The sequence below is a fragment of the Rhodococcus sp. SB1D genome, assembly GCF_048573875.1.
Classification (GTDB): domain Bacteria; phylum Actinomycetota; class Actinomycetes; order Mycobacteriales; family Mycobacteriaceae; genus Rhodococcus_F; species Rhodococcus_F qingshengii.
In genome coordinates, this window is record NZ_JBMAIQ010000004.1 from 109,408 (window position 1) to 128,243 (window position 18,836).

Annotated in this window: 20 protein-coding genes and 1 pseudogene; 9 read left to right on the forward strand and 12 right to left on the reverse strand. The window is 62.2% G+C overall.

Translation table 11 applies throughout. From position 1 onward, the window contains the following. Nucleotides 1-256: 256 nt before the first annotated feature. From ACN50D_RS11955 to ACN50D_RS11970, 4 genes are all read left to right on the forward strand, one after another. On the forward strand, nucleotides 257-661 hold the full coding sequence (locus ACN50D_RS11955; protein WP_007728182.1) for a VOC family protein: 405 nt from the start codon (nucleotides 257-259) through the stop codon (nucleotides 659-661). 452 nt (nucleotides 662-1,113) lie between these two features. After that, nucleotides 1,114-1,362 (forward strand): hypothetical protein, encoded by a 249-nt coding sequence (locus ACN50D_RS11960; RefSeq protein ID WP_211921989.1) that lies wholly within the window; start codon nucleotides 1,114-1,116, stop codon nucleotides 1,360-1,362. A 407-nt stretch (nucleotides 1,363-1,769) separates the two neighbouring features. Then, the gene (locus ACN50D_RS11965; protein ID WP_039972906.1) at nucleotides 1,770-1,982 is read left to right on the forward strand and encodes a ribbon-helix-helix domain-containing protein; all 213 of its coding nucleotides are present in this window, start codon (nucleotides 1,770-1,772) and stop codon (nucleotides 1,980-1,982) included. Then, nucleotides 1,979-2,335 (forward strand): type II toxin-antitoxin system PemK/MazF family toxin, encoded by a 357-nt coding sequence (locus ACN50D_RS11970; RefSeq protein WP_003943396.1) that lies wholly within the window; start codon nucleotides 1,979-1,981, stop codon nucleotides 2,333-2,335. Before ACN50D_RS11965 ends, ACN50D_RS11970 begins: the two co-directional genes overlap by 4 nt. Before the next feature lie 197 nt (nucleotides 2,336-2,532). On the opposite strand, the gene ACN50D_RS11975 is transcribed toward ACN50D_RS11970, so the two are convergent. The 7 genes from ACN50D_RS11975 to ACN50D_RS12005 form a co-directional block, all read right to left on the reverse strand. Then, nucleotides 2,533-2,922, reverse strand: coding sequence for an XRE family transcriptional regulator (locus ACN50D_RS11975; protein WP_211921990.1), 390 nt, complete (start codon nucleotides 2,920-2,922; stop codon nucleotides 2,533-2,535). A 243-nt stretch (nucleotides 2,923-3,165) separates the two neighbouring features. After that, nucleotides 3,166-3,366, reverse strand: a complete 201-nt coding sequence (locus tag ACN50D_RS11980; RefSeq protein ID WP_211921992.1) for a hypothetical protein — start codon at nucleotides 3,364-3,366, stop codon at nucleotides 3,166-3,168. 570 nt (nucleotides 3,367-3,936) lie between these two features. Continuing rightward, the gene (locus tag ACN50D_RS11985) at nucleotides 3,937-5,721 is read right to left on the reverse strand and encodes an Hsp70 family protein (protein WP_211921994.1); all 1,785 of its coding nucleotides are present in this window, start codon (nucleotides 5,719-5,721) and stop codon (nucleotides 3,937-3,939) included. Nucleotides 5,722-5,789: 68 nt separating this feature from the next. Continuing rightward, nucleotides 5,790-7,553 carry an Hsp70 family protein gene (locus ACN50D_RS11990; RefSeq protein ID WP_211921996.1) on the reverse strand — a complete coding sequence of 588 codons (1,764 nt, stop codon included), beginning with the start codon at nucleotides 7,551-7,553 and terminating at the stop codon, nucleotides 5,790-5,792. Further along, on the reverse strand, nucleotides 7,550-8,995 hold the full coding sequence (locus ACN50D_RS11995; RefSeq protein WP_211921998.1) for a GTPase: 1,446 nt from the start codon (nucleotides 8,993-8,995) through the stop codon (nucleotides 7,550-7,552). The genes ACN50D_RS11990 and ACN50D_RS11995 overlap by 4 nt, the downstream gene beginning before the upstream one ends. Beyond that, the gene (locus ACN50D_RS12000; protein WP_211922000.1) at nucleotides 8,992-9,474 is read right to left on the reverse strand and encodes a hypothetical protein; all 483 of its coding nucleotides are present in this window, start codon (nucleotides 9,472-9,474) and stop codon (nucleotides 8,992-8,994) included. Before ACN50D_RS12000 ends, ACN50D_RS11995 begins: the two co-directional genes overlap by 4 nt. Next, nucleotides 9,471-11,345 carry a dynamin family protein gene (locus tag ACN50D_RS12005; RefSeq protein ID WP_211922002.1) on the reverse strand — a complete coding sequence of 625 codons (1,875 nt, stop codon included), beginning with the start codon at nucleotides 11,343-11,345 and terminating at the stop codon, nucleotides 9,471-9,473. Before ACN50D_RS12005 ends, ACN50D_RS12000 begins: the two co-directional genes overlap by 4 nt. Nucleotides 11,346-11,698: 353 nt before the next feature. Between ACN50D_RS12005 and ACN50D_RS12010 the strand changes: the two genes are divergently transcribed. Together ACN50D_RS12010 and ACN50D_RS12015 are read left to right on the forward strand one after the other, a co-directional pair. Then, nucleotides 11,699-11,890: a hypothetical protein gene (locus tag ACN50D_RS12010; RefSeq protein WP_211922004.1), complete on the forward strand. Its 192-nt coding sequence runs from the start codon at nucleotides 11,699-11,701 to the stop codon at nucleotides 11,888-11,890. Nucleotides 11,891-12,038: 148 nt separating this feature from the next. Then, a complete protein-coding gene (locus tag ACN50D_RS12015) occupies nucleotides 12,039-13,298 on the forward strand; it encodes a DUF7373 family lipoprotein (RefSeq protein WP_211922006.1) in 1,260 nt (419 codons plus the stop codon). A gap of 549 nt (nucleotides 13,299-13,847) precedes the next feature. Here ACN50D_RS12015 and ACN50D_RS12020 read toward each other — a convergent pair. From ACN50D_RS12020 to ACN50D_RS12035, 4 genes are all read right to left on the reverse strand, one after another. Further along, nucleotides 13,848-14,372 carry an RNA polymerase sigma factor gene (locus ACN50D_RS12020; RefSeq protein WP_211922009.1) on the reverse strand — a complete coding sequence of 175 codons (525 nt, stop codon included), beginning with the start codon at nucleotides 14,370-14,372 and terminating at the stop codon, nucleotides 13,848-13,850. A 141-nt stretch (nucleotides 14,373-14,513) separates the two neighbouring features. Beyond that, on the reverse strand, nucleotides 14,514-14,846 hold the full coding sequence (locus ACN50D_RS12025; protein ID WP_211922011.1) for a hypothetical protein: 333 nt from the start codon (nucleotides 14,844-14,846) through the stop codon (nucleotides 14,514-14,516). Between the two features lie 50 nt (nucleotides 14,847-14,896). Then, complete coding sequence (locus ACN50D_RS12030; protein ID WP_249343085.1) at nucleotides 14,897-15,835, reverse strand: C39 family peptidase; 939 nt, start codon at nucleotides 15,833-15,835, stop codon at nucleotides 14,897-14,899. Between the two features lie 80 nt (nucleotides 15,836-15,915). After that, nucleotides 15,916-16,551, reverse strand: a complete 636-nt coding sequence (locus ACN50D_RS12035) for a hypothetical protein (RefSeq protein ID WP_211922013.1) — start codon at nucleotides 16,549-16,551, stop codon at nucleotides 15,916-15,918. A 199-nt stretch (nucleotides 16,552-16,750) separates the two neighbouring features. Here ACN50D_RS12035 and ACN50D_RS12040 point away from each other — a divergent pair, with 199 nt between their 5' ends. Continuing rightward, nucleotides 16,751-16,960 carry a hypothetical protein gene (locus tag ACN50D_RS12040; RefSeq protein WP_211922015.1) on the forward strand — a complete coding sequence of 70 codons (210 nt, stop codon included), beginning with the start codon at nucleotides 16,751-16,753 and terminating at the stop codon, nucleotides 16,958-16,960. Between the two features lie 16 nt (nucleotides 16,961-16,976). Continuing rightward, entirely contained in the window at nucleotides 16,977-17,615 is a 639-nt protein-coding gene (locus ACN50D_RS12045; protein ID WP_211922016.1) for a hypothetical protein, read from the forward strand. Between the two features lie 62 nt (nucleotides 17,616-17,677). Here the strand turns inward: ACN50D_RS12045 and ACN50D_RS12050 are convergent. Beyond that, nucleotides 17,678-18,385: pseudogene (locus ACN50D_RS12050) on the reverse strand (SOS response-associated peptidase). Between the two features lie 105 nt (nucleotides 18,386-18,490). Between ACN50D_RS12050 and ACN50D_RS12055 the strand changes: the two are divergent. Next, a complete protein-coding gene (locus tag ACN50D_RS12055; protein WP_064688423.1) occupies nucleotides 18,491-18,694 on the forward strand; it encodes a hypothetical protein in 204 nt (67 codons plus the stop codon). The last annotated feature ends 142 nt before the right edge of the window (nucleotides 18,695-18,836 follow it).

The window sequence follows — 18,836 nt, forward strand, 5'->3', positions numbered from 1 at the left end:
GATCTCGACGACGCGGAGGGAACGTGCAGGTGGGTGTGACTGCTGTCTGCCGCCCTGTCGCTGAGCCCCCTGCGGACATGACGAAGCCACCGGCACCGACACGGGCGTGCAGCGGCTTCACAGGGTCGATGCCCGTCTCGCGCCTGTCGGCAAGTGGCCGCTCGAAGCGGGGCATCGTGTGCGAGAACGCTGGTAGGGCCGTCGCGATAGGGTGACTTACTGGTGTTGTTTATGGTGATGAATGAGGTGCACAACCATGGGATTCTCGGTCGAGCGGTTTGACCACATCGTGATCAACTGTCGTGACGTCGATGCCACAGCCCGGTGGTACGCGACAGTACTCGGAATGACGATCGAGCGATTCGGCCCCACGGCACGCACTGCAGTGAAGTTCGGAAATCAGAAGATCAATTTGAGGCCTCTCGGAACGGTGGAGCAAGACCCGGGCTGGACCACCGGTGCCGTCGAGGCGGCAGGTTCCGAGGATTTGTGCTTCGTCACGTCGGCCTCGCCGGATGCTGTCAGTGCCCATCTGGAGAGCTGTGGGGTGGAGGTGCTCGACGGGCCCGTGACCAAGCTAGGTGCCCTCGGAGAGATGGTGTCGCACTATTGTCGGGATCTGGATGGCAATCTCATTGAGATTGCCGTCTATCCGAATTGAGCACGCCGGGAATGGCTTACCGTCGTGGCAACACGATCCGATGCAGTCTCAGTCGCGGTCGCGTATTTCGCAGCAAGCAAGTGATGCACACAGCCCGCGACGAATCGTCGGTCTCCCGACGGAGTTGACGAAGCCGCCGGCACCGAAAAGGCGTCCAGCGGCTTCACAGGGTCGGTGCCCGCCTTGCGCCTCTCGGCAAGTGGCCGCTCGAAGCGGCATTTCTGGGGTGGTACCCGGGGCAAAGAATCGAACACCGACAGCCTCTGCAACGAAGACTGCCGTAGAGTTATTCCGCGCCGCTGACCAGCGCAGTAGCTTATTTCCTGGTGATGATTGTCCGCAGCACGAAGCGGAACACCACTGCGGTACCGGCTCCGACCGCGATACCGGCTACCCGCGTCGCTGAGCCCCGAACGCGGTTGCCGCGAAGTTGCTCTGCCAGTATTAGGAAGATGACCGACAAAAACGGCAAAAGCAAAGATGTGACTGCAGTAGGTTCCCGTGTGCGAATCACGGTGTCAGACTCCGATGCCGGTGGCACTGTGGCATGCACGGGTGTGGTGATCGAGGACTACGAGGACATGGTCATCGACCGCTGTTCGGTGGGGCGGGACTGGGCTCCGGTGCAGCGGTGGGCGATCGCACTCGATGACGGGCGCCTGATCTTCGCGAACGACGACGACCTGACGCCGGCAGAATAGGGCGCATCGGAATCCCGGAACGCTTTGCGAGTCCATTCGGCAAGAGCAGCGTCAGACCCTGCTGCCCGAGGCTGTTTGGCGGTCGCCTAGCAAACACCCCGGAAGCGCAGGTCGAAGTGTCCTGTGGTCGGTGCGGCGGAAATCGTATGCAGGTTCCCGGTACGCCCCGCGGGCGAGCAATCGGGCGATGTTGGCCTGGTATGTCTCGGCGTCGGCATGGAGAACGGGATCACTCTCGAGTCACCGGTTTGCAGGATGAATCGGTTCGTCGTACATACGACGGAAGAGTTCGGTATGGACGCCTTTGAGCCAATTTGCTGCTTCCTTCGAACCGGGTTTGTCTTACTGGCTGAGCTGTGTTGCTGATACCGGGTTACCGCCAGATCATACTTTGGTACGCTTAAAGTATGACCACGAAATTTACCATAAGTATCCCTGACGAGGATGCGCACCTGCTCGACGAGTATGTGCGTGATCACGGACTTCGTGGCCGGTCGGCAGGAATTCGAGCCGCGCTTCGCCTACTCTCGACGTCCGGACTCGAACGTGACTACGCTGCAGCCTTTGCTGAAGGTGACGTAGATGAAGTGTGGGACGCTGTCACGGCAGACACGGAATGATTCGACGCGCACACATTCACTGGGTGGATCTCGATCCGGCGCAGGGCAGTGAAGCGGCGAAACGACGACCGGCGGTGGTGGTGAGCAACGACCGGGCCAACGCTACTGCAGAAAATCTCGGCAGGGGCGTGATCACCGTGGTGCCGTTGACTACCAATACTGCGCACGTGTTTCCGTTTCAGGTGATTGTCGAGTCCGACGAGTCAGGTTTGGCGCGAGCGTCGAAAGCGCAAGCGGAGCAAGTGCGGTCGGTATCGGTTCGGCGTCTGGATCCTGAACCTGTCGGCAAGGTCGGGATGGAGACTTTCGCCGCACTCGAGGACGCGCTGCGGCTGCACCTCGATCTGCAGTAACTTGGTTCTGTTGGGACCGGGTGATCGCCTCGATCGTCGGGGTGCGGTTGCCGAAGACCCTACGTGGTCTGCTCTGCCCACTCACTGCTTGCTTCCCTTGCCGGCGCGGCAGTGAGAGTGCGTCCGACGAGCGGCAGGACGACTCGGCCTGCTAGCAACTGGTCTCGATACAGCGAACGAACCGAGGGGCGGAATGCCTAAGGTGTGCTGGTCCATCCGTCCGGGGTGTGAAGTACTCCGTTCACTCGCACTGGAATAGGGGGTCCTCCGGTGTCTCCTACTGTGCGGCGGCGTATCTCGTCGAGGATTTGCTTGTTCGACATTTGTTGCAGCGACATCCTGGTCGGGGAGAGAGGGCGGTTCTCTTCTTCGGTCATGTAGCCGGCGGCGATCAGCACGTCTTGTATGGGCGCATCGAACAACACTGCGACCTGCCGAAGAACTTGCGGGGACGGCGATCGCACGATCGTTGCCCAATGACGCAACAACGACGGATACACCGCTAGCGCCCGGGCAGCCTCCTCGGTGCTCTCGTAGCCCCGAGCATCGATCTGATCACGAATCCACGCTCCGAATCCTGTCCGCATGGCCTGAATTTTTTCATGGATTCGTGGACTCGATATCGGTGTGGCGCTGCTTACTGAATTCTCCCGGGGTGCGTGAGTTTTGACGACAGTACTTCTGTCGTGATGGTGCGAAAAGCTCGGTGGCTAGTCGAGTCGTTCCGACACCGACTCAGGATGCTGCTCCTACGCCGATGCCGCGATGGACACTCAGCGGTCATCGCATCCACGGGTACGGCGCTGACCTCTGACTCGGTATCGGCTGAATCACCAGGGGTTTTCGTTGGTGGGGTCGCCACCTTGAGCGACGGTCATTTCGGATTCGGGTTTCATCGTCTCTTGGTTCGGCACGTACGCCGCGTGTCCGATATCGGGGTGCACCACCGCCATACTGCCCGCCTGTCCTGTAATCGCTCCTCGCGGACCTCTGAGTGCCGTCATCGACGGATTCGCGGATGCACCCCTCATTCAGTGTGCACTCCTGACCTCCACGTCTGTCGTCGGAACAGTGAACGAAGATCCCAAACACTGAGCACTGCAGGAAAACTGGCATTTCGGGTTCGAATTTGGCTAACATCTTGTCGCTGCGGTGATTCTGAGTGGTCAGTTCGTCCGCGCAGGGCCTGCCCTCCGGTTGCTCACTCGCCGGGCGGCGGGCTTCCACCTCGCCCCGATTGTCACACGATCCGAATACGTCGGGTGCGTGGCGACGGTACAGACCCGGCCCTCCTCGGAGAGTGAGGAACTTGGTATGACCGCCAACGGATCATCTGCCCATGCACTTCGTGATGCGCGGCGGGCACAGTCGAGACGAAAGCTGGCGGCCTTCTCACGTCTCGTCTCTTTGCTTCGAGCGCCGGTTGGTTCTTCGTCCGTGGCGATGGCTTCGTCTGTTCACGATGTGGTGGAGTGCCGGCCGGGCGAGCGTGATCGTGCGAGGTGAGGCGCGGGTGGGAAGAGTCCTTCGGGATGTGGGAATCGCGGTCGTGGTGGTCAAACATTCGTCCTGTGTGGCTCGGCTTTTGGTGGACCGGACAATCAGAGGAGCCCTGTCTTTTTGAAGAAGCTAGTGACAGCAGCGCTGTCGGTCATGCTGTAGACGTCGATTGTGAGGCCGGTTTCCATGTTGACGTAACTTCCCGATACTTGTCCGGTGGCGCCGTCACTGATGTTGACTCCTGCTGTGCGGGCGTCGTTTTCGACCAGGGTGTAGTTCCCGTAGTCGTATTCGCGGTATCCGAGAAGTGTCTTTTTCGCTTGTTTCAGGTCGAGGCTGGCTGTGAAGCGATTGCCGTACTCGGAGAAGCTTTCAGCGAGTTGGTTGGATTTCTTGATATCGCAGCTGATCACGAGAGCACCGTCGGTGGTAAAGGTTGATTGCCGGCAGTTTTCGGAGGCACTGCTCAAAGCTGTGGGGAGGGCCGCTTTGACGGTGTCGGCGTCGGTGACCGGTCCGGCAGTTGTGGTCGTTGAGGATGTGCTGCCAGCGGCGGCTGGATTGTCCACGTTCGAGTTGCCCGGTGACGGGTGCAGAACGATCACGGCTGCCACGATTGCGCCGATGACGACGAGAGCGCCGCCGGCGGCAAGATACTTGAGTTTCTTGGAGCTGGACGGGTTCGACGTGTGAGGTCTTTGGGTGGTGGCGTTGAGAGTGAAGGCGGGTTGCATCTGCCCGGGGGCGGGTTGGGCGTTCGGGCTTGCTCCGCTGCCAGGCGCAGCGAGCCGCGGGTTGGGGTAATCACGTCGAACCCCAGCACCGATGAGCGCGCCCTGGGCGACAACTGTTTTCGGGTCGTCGAGCGTCGCGATCGGCCCGAGGGCAGCGAGTCGTTGATGGACCAGTGGGATCCGTGACGAACCACCAGTCAGGTACAGGGCCGAGAGCTGACTCGGATGAGTGATGCCCGCATCGGTGAGTGTTTGTCGCGTCAAGGCGACTGCACGGTCGACGGCTGCGGCGATGAGGGATTCGAATTCCGGGCGGGTGATGGACAGTGTTTCCTGATGTCCGTTTCCGTTGACCGTGATCGTCGCTGACGGGCTCGAGGAGAGCAGTTCCTTGGCTCGCTGGATGGAGTCGTCGAGACTTCGGGTGACGTGCAAGGGCGCGGAGGTGCGGATGAAGTGCAGCAGGTCGGGATTGCGGTCATTGAGCATGTGATCGACCCACCCTCGTAGTACCGCGTCGAGGTTCTTTCCGCCGAGGCTGTTGTCGCCGCGGGCGGCGATGATGTCGAACGAATTGGCATCTGTTGCAGTGAGGACGGCGATGTCGAGGGTCCCGCCGCCGAAGTCGAACACCGCGATCTTCGTTCCTGCGGGCATGGTTTCGGTGCGTGAGTAGTAGTGCGCGGCGGCCCGGGGTTCGGAGACGGTACTGACGTGTCCGGATCCGTAGCCGACCCTGGCTGCAGCGTCGAGCAGCACCCCGACCTCGCGTGGTGACCAACCCTCGGGATGGGTCAGGACCAGATGGGAGGGCGCTTGGTCACGGTGGGCGGCGGTGGCGCGCCCGATCACGGTGTGCAGGACAGCAGCGACTGGCAACGAGGCGGGGATGTCGTAGCCGTTGACGTGCACCATGCCTTGGCCGACGACGCGTTTGGGGGAGGGGATGAACGCTGCTGGGTTCGTTTCGGCCCGGTTCAGGGCGACGTCGCCGACATCGATGGTCGCTGGTGATTCCACGAATACGGCCGAACTCATCAGGTTGCCTTGGTGGGTCAGAGAGAGAGTTTCCACTGCTCCGGTGACAACACCGGTGTGCGCGGCGGCGGTATTCGATGTTCCGAAGTCGACGCTCAGCATCCAACCCGACATGATGTGTCTCTTTCCTGTGATTTCTTCTGTGCCGCGCTGCGGTCAGTCTTGGCTTGTGGGTGTGGGCGTTATTGGTCGGTGACGGAACAGAACATCCACTGGCCGTCTTCGCGGACGTATTCGACCAGGACCACACCTTCGTCGGTCGTGCCATTTTTTTCTGTGATGATCCGCAGACGGACGGAGGCGTTGTCGCCGACGACGTTCGAGGAGATGAATTCCTTGACCGTGATCGTCACAGTGCCCGTTGCGGGGGCTTCGTCCGGGGTCGTTGTCACGGTGACGTAGCCGGCGCAACGCATGGATTCGACTGTGGCTTTGTCCCCGGCACTGACGGCGGCGAGGTATTCGGTGGTCCGGTCCTGGACCGCTGTGATGTCGTCAGCGGTGCCGGGCGCGGTGTTCACCGTGCGGATGGGCGAGGCGTTGTGCGTGGTGGTGTCGTTGTTCGACCAGGCCGACAGCCATACCGCTGCTCCGACAGCGCAGAGTACGACGAGCATTCCGGCACCGATGAGGACACCGCGTGAGCGGGACTTCGACGACTGCGACGCGGGGGTTACCGCGGGCTCGAATGGCGAGGACTGCGAGCTGTGCGGATTGTGAGTGGGAACGCTGCCGGTACGGGCAGATTCCCCGAACAACGGCGCTCGTGTGGGCGATTGCACACCTGCACCAGCGGAAGTGCCCGAGGAAACCGCACCGGTCGGTGCAGCAGACGATCGTGTGGTGGCGATTAGTGCACCTTGAACAACCACTGTTTTCGGATCGTCGAGAGTTGCGATCGGACCGAGCGCGGCGATCCGGCTCTGCACCAGTGGGATCCGGGATGATCCGCCGGTCAGGTACAGCGCCGTCAACCCTTGTGGTCCGCTCAGCCCTGCGTCCACCAGAGCGGCATGGGTCAAGGCGGCTGCGCGCTCGATTTCCGGAGCGATGATCGATTCGAACTCGCCGCGGGTCAGGGTGAGGGATTCGCGGCGGTCGTGCCGGCTGTCCACTACGGAGATCGTCGCGGACTCGGTGGAGGAGAGGAGTTCTTTGGCGCGGCGGATGGAGTCGTCGAGGGTCCGCAGGATGTGTGCCGGTGCGGCGGTCCGCAGAAAGTGCAGCAGCTCGGGGTTCTCGTCCTGCAGTTGAATATCGACCCAACGGCGCACGAGCGCATCGAGATTCTTTCCGCCGAGGCTGTTGTCACCGCGCGCAGCAATGACCTCGAACGTGTCGGCGCTGGTGGCGGTGAGGACGGCGACATCCAGGGTTCCACCGCCGAAGTCGAAGACCGCGATCTTCGCGCCTGGCGCGAGGTGTTCGGTGCGGGTGTAGAAGTGGGCGGCCGCACGCGGCTCGGACACTGTTACCACCGAGTCGTTCTGGTATCCCAGGGCTGCGGCCGCCTCGCGGAGAACCTCGATTTCGCGCGGCGCCCATCCTTCTGGGTGAGTCAAGACCAGCCTGGCCGGTGGTTGGCCGCGGTGTACTCCGGTCGCTCGATCGAGGGCGAACCGCAGCACTGCCGCGACGGGCAACGAGGCGGGAATGTCGTAGCCGTTGACGTGCACCGTGCCTTGGCCGACGACGCGTTTGGGGGAGGAGATGAACGCTGCTGGGTTCGTTTCGGCACGGTTCAAGGCGACGTCGCCGACATCGATTGCGGTCGGCGATTCCACGAATACGGCCGAGCTCATCAGGTTGCCCTGGTGCGTCAGGGGCAGAGTTTCCGGTGCTCCGGAGCGGATTCCGGTGTGCGCGGCAGCAGTATTGGAGGTTCCGAAGTCGACTGCCAGAACCCACCCTGGCGCCGGGGGTGGGTTGTCGTGTGGTGTGTTCATGCCTGCCTCCGCATGCTCGTGTACGTGCGAACCAGTTCCGCCAAAGCGGCGTCCTCTGCGGCGGTGCGCGTGGAAATCGCCTGCCGCTGAACGTGAACCAATCGTTCCCCGGCATAGTGGGCGAGCTGCCCGGGGCTGGTCTCGGGGTGCACACCGAGCCGTTCGGCGTCGGTCCGGCCGGAGAGTAGTCGCGTCAGTTCGTTGACGACGGGCGCGTGCGGGTCAGCGAGCAGCATCCCGCGCAGTGCTCGATACAACAGCACAGGGTGCATCGCCGGATCGTTGCGCACCCAGTCGGTGATGGTGCGGACGTGCTCGCGGGCAGGATGATTGACGGCGAGGAGATCGAGTTCGGTGAGGATCCGATCCGCGCGGTGCAGCGCCGCGAAATCCTGTAGTGCACTCTCGAGTAGGTACTTCACTTGCGTGATCCCGGAATGTTCGGTGAGCCATCGGTTCACCGCGTGCGCGCCCTGCCCCGCGACGGTGCGGGCGCCGAGGACGCCGTATTCGCCGAGGAGATCGAGTAGGCGATCGCGCATCACTGGCCCGAGCCGTTCGGGGCTTTCCGATTCGAGGACGTCCATCAACTCCAAGGTGTTCATCGATGCGAGGGTGTGCAGGGCGATTGCGTCGGCTTCGGTGACCTGCCCGGTGTGGCTGCTCTCTGCCAGAAGACCCGCGACCGGCACCACGGTGGCCACCGACTGCGCCAGGCGCTGCGCGAGCTTCTGAGCGTGAGCGTGTGCGTGTTCGATCGGGTTACGTTGCCCCAGTGCGCCTTCGCCGAAACTGTCTGCGCGGGAGAGCACACCGAGGGTGTTGAGTGGGGTGAACCCGAGTTGGCGCAGGAATTCGATCTCGTCGGCTCGCGGGGCGCTGTCGAAGAGGAACACGGCACCGTCTGCGTCGACGGACGCGGCGCGGGTTTGGGCGAACCCGTCGATCAAGGCCGCCCTGGTGCGGTTTTCGTTCGCCACGGTCAGTGTCGCGAGCCCGGGAGTATCGACGAGGGTCAGATTCGCCAGTGACTGCGTAGGCAGGTACCGGTGCACGTAGGCGATGTCCGCAGCATCGGCATCGATGCTCACGGAGGTACCGGCGGCGAGTGGGATCGGGCGGCGCTCACCGTCGAGGTCGACGAGTTCGGCACGTGAGGGTGCCCCCGCTTGGTAGACGGTAACGACGTGGGTTGCTTCCAAGGCTGCGGTTTCAGCAACCGGCGCCCCGATCAGGGCGTTGACCAGTGTCGATTTACCTGCCTTGAGGCGGCCGACGATCACCACCCGCGGCGGCGACCACAAGATCGCACCGATGCGGTTGGCGTGATCGACGAGATCCCCACCGAGTCCGGCGAGGGAGTGCAGGCCGCGGTCTAGAGCAGTGCGGACCGCTTGTTGCCGGTCGAACTGCGCGGCATTCGGCGGGTACGACGTACTCATACGGGCATCGGGTCCGTCGGCGCGATGTAGACAACGACTTCGGCGAACCGAATGATCCCAGCGGGGCCGACCCAGCCGGGCCGGACCAGGGCAGCGACGGTGCCGACCTGCTCCGGGGTGGCCGCGACCGCGCCGGAGACTGCCTTGTGGTGCGCAGAGTCGAAGAGGGCACCAGGGGCGGCGTCGAGCATGTGGACGTCTACCTGCGCGAGGTCTTCGCGGATCCGTTCACGGGCGGAGATGCCGCCGTCGAGGTCGTGGATACCGATCAGAGAGTTGACCAGGCGCCGATCCGCATCTATCGACATCCCGTGTGGGACCGCAGCAGGTGCGGGCGCGGTGACAACAAGTGGGCCATACCCGGCGCCGTTGTCATGGTCGGCGGTGGCGGGTGTTCGGGCGGTGCGCAGCATCCAGCCGGCGGCGACGCCTCCGGCACCCACCAGCACAATCAAGACGAATGCCAGCGTTGAGTTCATGAAATCGTCGCCTTCTCCGAGTCGGACACCGCTGTGGCCGGTGCGGATGCTGATGTGGGCGTGGACAGTCGGGTGATGAGGTTCTCCACTTCCGAGGACCGCGCCGTCACCACCCGCAAGTTGTTGTTGAGGCGCTTGAGCGTCGCATCACGCGTCGCGCCGTCCAGACGCGCAGCTTCCTTCGCGTCGGTCATCTGTTGCTGCACCTCGTCGATGCTGGCGCGCAGGTGCTCGCGGTAGCGGATCACAATTTCTGGCCGCGAGAGCGCCAACGCCCCCTCGAGCATCCGCGAAGTACTGACTTTCGCGGTCGCCACGGTCTCTCGCAGCCATGTCAGCAGGTTCGTCTTTCCTGCTCGCATCGCTTTGTAACCGAGGTTCACCCCGACCCACACGACGCCGGCGATCGCCCCGACTCCGATCAGAGCGCCGAGCATCGAGGTACCGATCATGCCCATTGTCAACACACTCGGGTCGAGTAGGCCTTGCTTCTTGCTACCGACCTGACCGGTCGTGAGGGGGTCGGATTGCATGGAGGCGATGACATCGACTTCGATGCTCTGCCACACGGTTTCGGAATCGAAGAGCGGCATCACGATGCCCCGCAGCTGATCGAGGAACACCTGCACCGCCGCGGTCATCGCGGCAAGGAGATCCGCTTCGATCTCACTCGTGAAGACCTGCGGGTTCTTGCGCAGTACTTCCATGCCGGAGGAGTTGATCCGGTCTGTCCACTTCGATTTCACGCCGTCGAGTTGTTCCTCGAGGCTCGTCAAGGCAGCTTGGCGGGCGAAGACGAGGTCTCGGCCGAGGTACTGCTCCCACTGCGTCGACTGCGCTTTCAGTTCGGTGAGCCGGTCCCGCTGCGCCTCCAATTCCGGTAGCGCGCCGGCGCCTTCTTCGGTGACGGCGATGTCCGCGGTGATCTTCGCGTGCACTTTCCGCAGCCCTTCGAGCGCGGTCCGCAGGCCGTCGACCTGGGCGCGGTGGTCCGAATTTAGTGAGCTCTGAATGAGGGTGCGGAGAGCGGTGATCCCGGAGGCGTCCTCGGCGGCGCCTCGGCGTATCGGATCTGCAATGTCGGCGGCCGCGAGAGCGCGCACACTCGAGACCCCGAGCACGGGGATGGTGCGGCGCAGATGAATACGAAGCAGGCGGCGGTTTTCTTCCACGATCGGCTTCCACCGGCGCAGATTCTTGTCCGTTTTCGTCACCACCACGATCACCGCTTCCACGGTCGCAGTGCAGGTTCGAACGAACTCCATCTCCGGTGCGGTCAGCGGGGAGGTGGCATCGCAGACGACCACGATGACACCGGCCTGCTGCGCCGACTGCACCGACAGTTGCGCACGGACTGCATCGAGTCCACCGGATCCGGGGGTGTCGACGACGACGAAACCTTGCAGATGAGGGGAGGAAACGGGCACGATCGCCCGGGTCGGGAGCACCTCGCCTTGTGTGTCGGCGACATGACGGCCCACGGCGCTGACCCAGTCCGCGACCTCGTCGAATCCGATGCGGCGTACCGCGCCGGGGAACACCAGATCCGCCGAACCTGGCGGATGTTCAGCACCAGCGGGCACCAGTGAGATCGTTGCAGACGTGGTGACATCGACATCGACAGGTGAGACACCCCGAACCCCGGCGAGGGCGTTGACCAGTGAACTCTTACCTCGATTGACCTCACCGACCACCACCACGGTCCGCTGATCGTGCCCGCCGGACGTTTTCGCAGCCGCGGCATCGGCTGTCGCCGTGAAGCCGTACGTGCGCAGGATTTTCGTCGCACCGGCCAAGGTGGATTCCGTCTGGCTGCTCATGTCGCTGCCAGCGTCCGCTGCGACAACCGCAGATTCGTCGGACTCCGCCACCTTCTGCCCCCTCCATCGCTCGTCCCACCCGGTGCACGACGTGTCATCGCCCAACCACCCGCCCAGGGAAGCGAGCCGTCCGCCTCGCGGACAAAACCTTATCCGAGGTGAGCGCACAGTTTGTGCGGTGCATTCACAAAGTCAGATGCGCACAACGAGCGGAAAGTTCCCCCGAAACCCGAACGAAATTCAGCAGCCACATCCAGGCGGGTGATCGCACACCTGACGAACGCGGATCACACCCGCCGCGCAGCGGATCCCCACCTTCGATTCGGAAGGCGCTGAGAAGGCCTGTGTTCGGATGGATCCTCCGCGACGGCGCCGATGGGAGATTTCTGCTGCATACTGCCCGTATGACTGATCGCTTCGATGAAGAGCTGATGATGTTGGCTGATATCCGAGCGTATCTCCGCACCGCAGAAGGCCCGGATTTCCCCATCTCGACATCTGTGATCGACCGAGTGCTCGACGAACGCAACAACGCCCGCCTCGGACGATCCGCGGAATCCGAGATCGGCCTGCCGGTCGACGAGCAGCAAGGATGAGTGCTCTCCACGAGAGACATCACTGAAGCAGATGAACAAATTTCGGGGCAGTGGGAACAAAACCCGCCGCCGTCCCATCTGATTGTCGAGGTTCCTTACCTGGTCGGTTCGGCCGGTTCAGGTCGATCACGCGGTAATGAGTGGGGACATGACAGTTCTGAGAGAGGGAAAGATGCGCCCGAAAATCTTTGCGCCGTTGGCAGCAACGGTAGCGGCAATCGTGTTGGTGACTGGATGCTCGCGCACCAGCGAAGGTCAGGCGAACGCCGAAAGTGAGAGCGGAAGCAGCGCGACCGTCGCTGCCCAGGGCGCAGCACCTGGGGAGATGGACCCCGGAACGTACCGCACCACTCCTCAAGCCGACTTCGGAACCGTGACCAGCGTCAACTCCGGCCGCTACGTCGAAGGGCAGCGGATGGCCGAATTCGTCGTCCTCCCCACCGAACTCGACCCGCTGCTGACGGGCCCAGTGGGGATGTCTACGTACGTCATCAAATCCGGCACCGCACTGAGCGTCCTGCTGACAGGTAAGTCGCCGGACATCGCCGAACGCGAAGGCATGTTGACCGGGTTCTCCACCTCCCGCTCCTACGAAGACAAGAAAGCGGACAAGTCCATCGTGCACGCTGTATTGCGGTTCCCGGACGCAGAATCAGCGCAACGTGCAGCGGCAGATATGTCCGCCGATGACGCGCTTCCCAGCGAGTACTTGCCTGGCGGGGTACCTACGAGCATCGACATCCTGCCGGACACACTGACCACCACTCGTGAGAGCTCCGACGGTACGTTCAGCTCGAATTCGTTCACCCCGCACGGGCAGTACATCATCTACACCTGGGCCAGCGCTCCGATCGCAGAAAAGGACTGGACGGCGCAGATCACCGCGAAAGCCCTCGAACAACAGGGCCCGATGATCGACAACTTCCCCGCGACCGCAGCCGATAAGTTCGCCGAACTGCCGATGGACATCGACAACGTGTTGGTGCTGACGATCCCGGAGGACGACGGCAACCGCACCACCAGCTCCGACGCCGTCTATGGGCCTCGTGGGTCGGCGCACTTCTCGACCAATCCGACACTGACGCTGGACTTCATGGACAAATCCGAGACGACGTTGATGGCACGTTCGGGAAGCAATGTCTATCGATCTGAAAGCGCTGACGGCGCAGCGACACTGTTCGATTTGTTCAAAGGAGACATCGTCGACTCCGAAGGGTTCACTCCATCCGCCAACCCACCCGGTGTCCCGAACGCGGCCTGCTTCACCAAGGACAGTCCGCAAGGAACGTACAACTACTGCATCGTCCACCAAGGACGGTACCTCGGTGAAATCAGTGCTCTCGACGACGAGACGAAGGTCCACCAGATGACCACCGCGCAGTACAAGATCCTCGAATCCGCGAAATAGTAGCTACAGCAACAATATCCGGCGTACCCCTTGGGAGGTGTACGCCGGATATTGGTTTCGAGGTGACGGGGGCACAGACCCATTTGGGGTGGTGAAGAATACGAGCCGACCTCCGCCACGACACAGCTTCAACTATTCGGGGGGTTTGCGTTGCCGCCGGGCACCATGGGTGCGGAGAACAATCTACACAGTCACAGCTGCTCCGGATGAGCCGTGATGCTGCCTCAGGAACACGGTGATGCACGCGGGGGTGTCAGCAAAAGAACTTATCGTCCTTCACATTTCGCGGCAGCAGCGATGCGGTGGTGTGCCGAAAGTGCAATGGCTTCGCGTTCAACGGTTGATCAGTGAACGAAGATAGAGGGAAACCTCATTAGTCATCGATGCTGTCGACCCATTTGTTCTTCCTAGCCAGAACACCCGAAGGGCCCGGACACAGATCGGCATGACGATCGTCGCGGTGCCGTTCACTCCGAGCTAGTCGGGTACATCCCCGACCCGGGCGCGAGGAGTCTTCGGGCAGGGACAGTCCCCTTGGCGAAATGGCGGTCAGCGGGTGGGCGCGAGCGCGGTGACGAGTTGTTTCCGGGCGCGGTTGATGCGGCTTTTCACTGTCTGGACGCCGACACCTTGATGTTCGGCGATGTCCGCATAGGAAAGTTCAGCGAATTCGCGGAGCACGATCGCGACCCTGAAATCTTCCGGAAGCTCAGCAAGGGCTGTACGGACCGCGTCGACGTCGGCGACGCGGTCTGCAGTCAGCGAGGCGGGGTCGTGCAGTTCGACGAGATCGTCCGGTGCAGTCGGGTCTGGGGTGCGCCGTCGAATTGTTGCCAAGGCTGCGTTCGCGGCGATGCGGTGCAGCCAGGTGCTGAATCTGGCGTCTCCGCGGAAGCGGTGCAGGTTCTGCCAGGCCGCGGTGATGGCGTCCTGGAATGCGTCCTCCGCGTCGTGATGGTTCCCGGTGATCTGCAGGCATACAGCCCACGCGTGGGTGCGATGTCTGCCGACTAATTCACCGAAGGCGCGGCTGTCGCCTTCGCGGCACAGCTGCAGTAGCGCAGTGTCGTCCATCGGTCCCCTCGGTTGGTCAGCGGTCAGAATATATGCCACAGGTTGCCGAGGCATGACACGGCCGATCACCTGTCCTTTTTGTGAGGATTCAGTCGGCGCGAGAGACGTCCTGGGTGGCTGACGCCGCGGGCGGCGCTGATGTCACACGCCGTCTCCGAGATCGATGTCATCGTTGATGTCCTCGTCGTCGCTGTCGTCGGGGAGATCAACGTCTCCGAAGTGCTCGAGGTCCGGGTGAGCATCGCCGCTGTCGCTGCTCACGGTGTTGTCGTCGAACGTCCCGATGTAGTCAACATCGTTTCCGGGGCGTGCGGTGTCGTCCATCGGAGGGGCGAGTGTGTCGTCGGTAGGGGCGCTGTCGGGGTCGAGCGCATGCACGAGGGCCGCGGACCACACGTCTTCGGGCGGTTCCGGCAGCAACGACTCGCGTGGAATGCCGAGTTCGTCGAACAGACTGCCTTCGTCACCGGACATTGCGGATCTCACTTTCTTTGATCATTCGGCCGCGGCGTGCGTGCGGTGAGTCATCGATGCGTCAGGGTAATGATCGCCCACGGCCTCGGAGTCAACGCAGCGACGGTCGGATCTACGGTGGAATCGGCGAGGTCAGCATCCGGAGCATCGGCAACGAGCATCTCGTGCCCGGAGTCGGACCACGCATCCTCGAACCTGTCGATGGGCACCTCGAGTTGGTTGCCGTCGGGATGGCCAGGGTCGGAGAGGATGACCACGCCACGTTCGGTGTCGATGCCGGCGACCACGAGAGCATGATCCGGGGTGTCGTCTTCGACGGTTTCCTCACCGGGATACCAGATCTCACCGGAATCGACCATCGTGACCACCCCGTACCCGTCGGACAGTTTCTCTTCCAGATCGCTGATCGAACTGCTTTCGAGATGGCACGGCACCCCTTGGTCCTCCATGAGGATTTCCATGCTCTTCGACGTCATCCCTTGCGACGGATCACCGTTCGGGAACAAACCGAGCTCGAGTGCACGATCGACGAGCTGCTGCGGGTCGCTGATGTCGAGGCCCGTGTATTCGGAAACGATCTGAGCAACAGAGGACGGGCCGCAGTATCCGTCGACCTCCTGGTAAAACCAATCCGCCGTCCATGCGGTGGGCGTTCCGTATGTTCCGTCGTCAGGGGCTGGGGTTTCGTCGGTCTCTGGCGCCGGTGCCTCGGACGGGTCGGGAAGTGAGGCATCGTCACGAGGCGGGGTCGGAGCGGGCGGCTCGGGCGAGGGTTCGATGTCTATGTCGAGTTCGGGGACAGTCATCGTAGGCATGGCTGGCATCGCATTCGGACTCGTCACCGAGTCGGGAGTGTCGTCCCACATGGTCGGCATCGCAGGCATGTCGATCCCTGCACTGTCCCCGAGGAAATCGGCCCCGTCATCCGTCGGCGTCGGGTCGCCGGCGTAATCGGTGTCGGCTAGGTCGGTGCCGAAATTCTCGTCCATGTCTTTCCCATCAGATGTCGGCACCGAAGTGCGAATAACGAATTGCCCTGCAGAACAGCGAAACCGCAATCAGACTTCAGTCAGAGATCTATCGCGTCGGGAGCTGGTGGCGCCGTGTCAGGGGTCTCGGCGGGATCAGTGAAATCGGGGACCGGATTCCACTCACCGGTCTGACCTGGATCAGTGACGAACTCGTCGGCGAAGCCGTCGCCGTCCACGTCGATGCCCGCGAAGTCGAGAATTCCGTCACCGTTGGTGTCCACGATGACGGTGTCTACTCGGCCGTCGCCATCGGAATCGAAGTCCGCTTCGTCTGCGAGACCGTCGAAGTTGGTATCGAGGACGACCCCGTCGATGCGGCCGTCGTTGTCGACGTCGATCTGGGTGATGTCGGCGTAACCGTCGCCGTTGCTGTCGATATCGATCACATCGAAACGTCCATCACCCGCAGTGGATGTTTCCACCACATCCGCCATGCCATTACCGTCGAGGTCGTGCGTGATCTGATCGATGTCACCGTCACCGTCAAGATCGATCTCGATGGTGTCGACGATGCCGTCGCCGTCGAGGTCGCGCGCTGACCCGTATCCGCTATCGACGCCGGAATTCGACGTCGGAACAGAGGATGGGGTGGCTGTATCGGCGCCGGTGAACTGGGCATCTTCCGGGTTGCCGGTGACCTGAGGGTTGATGGAGATGTCATTCGGAGTAGTCATCGCAGAAGTCCCTTTCGCCGTGGTGACACAGCGACCGTTCGCTGGTGTCGACAATCAGATGCACCACAACCCCAGAAAGTTCCCGAGGAGTGCAAACTGGTTCATTCCTCTGGCTGAGTTAGCGGGAACACGTTCGCCTTCGAACATTGATGAGACGCTTCCTTTCGGAGCTCTGCTCGGGCGAGGAGTGCCCCGGACGGTGGATTCCGCGATTCAACTTCGCCCTGAGCTGCGGCGTGAGGCCGTCGGTGGGGTCGATCGTGGAGAACCCGACGCCGAGTCCGAGGAATGCTGCGGCGTTGTCGGTCATCCGGATTGTGAGCATGTCCTCATGCTTCCAGTGACCGCGGAATTCCGCTGGCAGGTGATCCTGTGGTGCGGCGCACGTCGGGCCGAGCGCACTTGGTGAGCGTTACGGTCTGACGATGACTCCGATTGAAATCGACCTTCCGGATCCGGCTGCAGCACATCGGATGCTCGCGGGATGGGCGGCAGCGTACGCGGCAGTTTTCTCCTTCTCTGACCTCCATTCGACCTTCACCATCGAAAACAATCGAGTCACCTACCGCGACGGCGGCGGATCGCACTTCGACGTCATTTTGCTGCCGGGTGGCCGTGCTGCGATCTTCGGTTTCGATCGGCACGACCCTGATCCTGCTTTGGAGGGCGGCCGCGCCGTCTTGTGCGATCACGGTGCCGAACCCTGGTGGCTCGACACCGCAAGCAACGACGAAATCCTGAACTTCGCTTACGGATACGAGGTGGGGAGGTGGAGAGCTGTTGGCCATGATCCGACACGCGTTGTGCCTTTCGTCCTCGCACCGGGTTCGTCTGGGGAGCCGAATTCAGCGCTCTCATCCCTCGCGGATTTCCTTGAGCAGGCTTCGGAAGACCTTCTCGGGGAATCGGTACGCGGAGATGAGACAGCCCTCCGCGCGCTGTTGAATGCTGGATCGGACCTCGACGAGCTGACTCTGCGCGCAGCGCTGGTGGGGGAGTACGAGTACCTGCAGGATGGGCTCGAAGCGGCAGCTCTGTTTCGGCTCCGCGACGCTCCGCGGTGACCGTCAACTCAACGCGGTCAGACGAATGTTGCCGGTCCAGTTGTGCACCAACGGACGTGCGGTCAGACCGGCTCCAATAGTGACGGGTTGTTGTTGCGAGGGCTGTTCACCGTAGTCGAAACTTCGTAGGGCGCGAGATGCGGCTCCGAAACCGAGTTGATCATGGCCTGGACCTCGCCTATGTCGGTGAGGTTCGGATCGAGCCAGTGTCCCCAGAACGATTCGAGCAGGATCAGCGGGGATCTGTCGTGTATGTGCCCCAAGGAATCTGAGGCTGGCCGAGTCAAAACTGTGCAGGTCAATACCCACTTGTTCGGATCATCTTCGGGCAGTACAGGATCGGACCACAACTCGTACAGTCCGGCCATCGCGAGAATGTTGTCCTCGCCGTGAAGGAATAGGGAATTTTCGTCCCTGCTTCACTTTTCATTCACTCGTAGTATTCGGCGGCCGGGATGATGGCGCGCCGTTTGGAGGCACCATTTCTGAATGACGGCTTCTCCGTGACGGTTTCGCTGCGGGCGTTGATAAGCTTGGATGCCATCTTTCGATCCTTAGACCAACCGGCAACAAGCTCTATTTGACCGTCCTGAGCTGGCGCTCGGGCTCGGCGTCGGGTTCCTCGCGGGGGTTCGTTCGATGATCACACGCACGGGCTGGGTGGGTGCGACGTTGTAGGACGGTGGGAGTTCGTCGCCGACGGTGTGCATGGTGTCGAAAAACGACTGCAATTCCTTATCTGAGCTTCGGTTGGCGTAGCGCCCACACATGGCCTGACCTCCTGTTACCGGTTCCTGTCCCACTGAACAGTCCTGTACCACTGAACAGTGTGGGTCCGACTTCCACGCGCGGATGGCATGTGATGATCTCTGCAAATGCGTCAAACTCAGGGAAGGGGTAGCGCGATCAACGGTCCCCGGCCGGCACCTGCCGATGTCGCGTTGGCGGTCGCGTCCGCCACAGTTCTCGGTGTCACCGTGGGGGTTCTCCTTGCGGAGGTGGTGACCGGCGTTGTGGTCGGAGCCGGCACCGCGGTGGTCTTCCGCTTCGTACTGCGCTCGATCATCACCAGGAAATGAGCTACGGCGCTGGTCAGCGGGGCGGAATAAGTTGGCGCATCGTCTCGTTGTAGAGGTTGTCGGTGTTCGGTTCTTTGCCCCGGGTACCACCCCAGAAATGCCGCTTCGAGCGGCCACTTGCCGAGAGGCGCAAGACGGGCAC